Source organism: Nocardiopsis rhodophaea (assembly GCF_039530945.1).
In the GTDB taxonomy this organism is placed as follows: Bacteria; Actinomycetota; Actinomycetes; order Streptosporangiales; family Streptosporangiaceae; genus Nocardiopsis_C; species Nocardiopsis_C rhodophaea.
The window spans coordinates 1-1,205 of sequence record NZ_BAAAPC010000052.1 but is presented as its reverse complement, the minus strand read 5'-3'; the positions used below and the strand labels follow the sequence as shown (position 1 = coordinate 1,205).

The 1,205-nt window shown below is 72.7% G+C and carries 1 protein-coding gene; it reads right to left on the bottom strand.

Annotated elements, in window-relative coordinates:
* Positions 1–37 precede the first annotated feature (37 nt).
* Positions 38–1,147: an IS30 family transposase gene (locus ABD259_RS25600; RefSeq protein ID WP_344109758.1), complete on the bottom strand. Its 1,110-nt coding sequence runs from the start codon at positions 1,145–1,147 to the stop codon at positions 38–40.
* Between the last annotated feature and the right edge of the window lie 58 nt (positions 1,148–1,205).

Below are 1,205 nucleotides of genomic sequence, written 5' to 3'. Positions count from 1 at the left end.
CCGGCGGGCCGCGTCAAGTGGTGAGTGCAACCATGGCTCACGCCACCGGGTCGGGAGCGATCAGCTCGGCCAGACGCTGGGCCGGGGTATCCCACCCCAGCGTCTGGCGCGGCCGGGTGTTGAGCTCAAACGCCACCCGGTCCAGCCCCTGCTGGCCGATCGCGGAGAAATCGAACTCCCCCTTGGGAAAGTACTGGCGCAACAGCCCGTTGGTATTCTCATTCGACCCCCGCTGCCAGGGCGAATGCGGATCGCAGAAGAACACCGGGCACCCCGAGGCCACCGTGAAGGCCGCATGCCGCGCCATCTCGGTGCCCTGATCCCAGGCCAACGAGCGCAGCAGCGAGGACCGCAGATGCTCCGGAACCCGCTGCGCCGCCGCTGAGAGCGCCGCGGCCACCGCCACCGCCTCGCGCCCCTCGGGCAGCGCACACAGCACCACATACCGGGTCGAGCGTTCCACCAGGGTGGCGATCGCCGATGCCCCGTCCTTGCCGATGAGCAGGTCGCCCTCCCAGTGCCCGGGCACCGCCCGGTCAGCGGCCTCGGCCGGGCGGGCCGAGATATGCAGCCCCTCCACCCAGGGCTTGGCGCCCCGCCCGGCGCGGGCCCCGCGCCCCTGGGGGCGGCGTGCCGCGCGCCGTGTGCGCAGCGCCTCCTGCCCGTGGGCCACCCGTTTGAGCAGCGCGCGCAGGCTGCCCCGGGACTGCACATAGATCGCCTGGTAGATGGTCTCGTGGCTCACGTGCAGCTCCGTTTCGGTGGGAAAGGCGCGTTTGAGCCAGGCCGCGATCTGGGCCGGGGACCACCGGTCGGCCAGGCGGGCCAGCACCAGGGCGCGCAGCAGCCCGGGATGGGCCAGGCGGGCCTGCTTCGGGCGGCGGGCGCGGCCCTCGGTGCGCGCCTGGGCCCAGGAGGCCCGGTAGCCCACCGCGTAGCGGCGCCGCAGCCGGTGGCCCACCGGGTAGTCGTGCATCCGCGGGTTGCGCGCCCCGCGGTGGTGGGCGTGGTTGCGGTCCAGCTCCCGGCCCACGGTAGCGCGGCTGATGCCCAGTGCCTGGGCGATGCGGGCCAGGCTGGCGCCCTGGCCCCACATGTTCTCCAGCACCTGGCGGTGTCCCAGCGTCAAGACGCCCGGTTGGGCCACAATCCACCCCTAGCATTCAGCGACAACACAAGTTGCACTGAACACTAGAAACCACCGC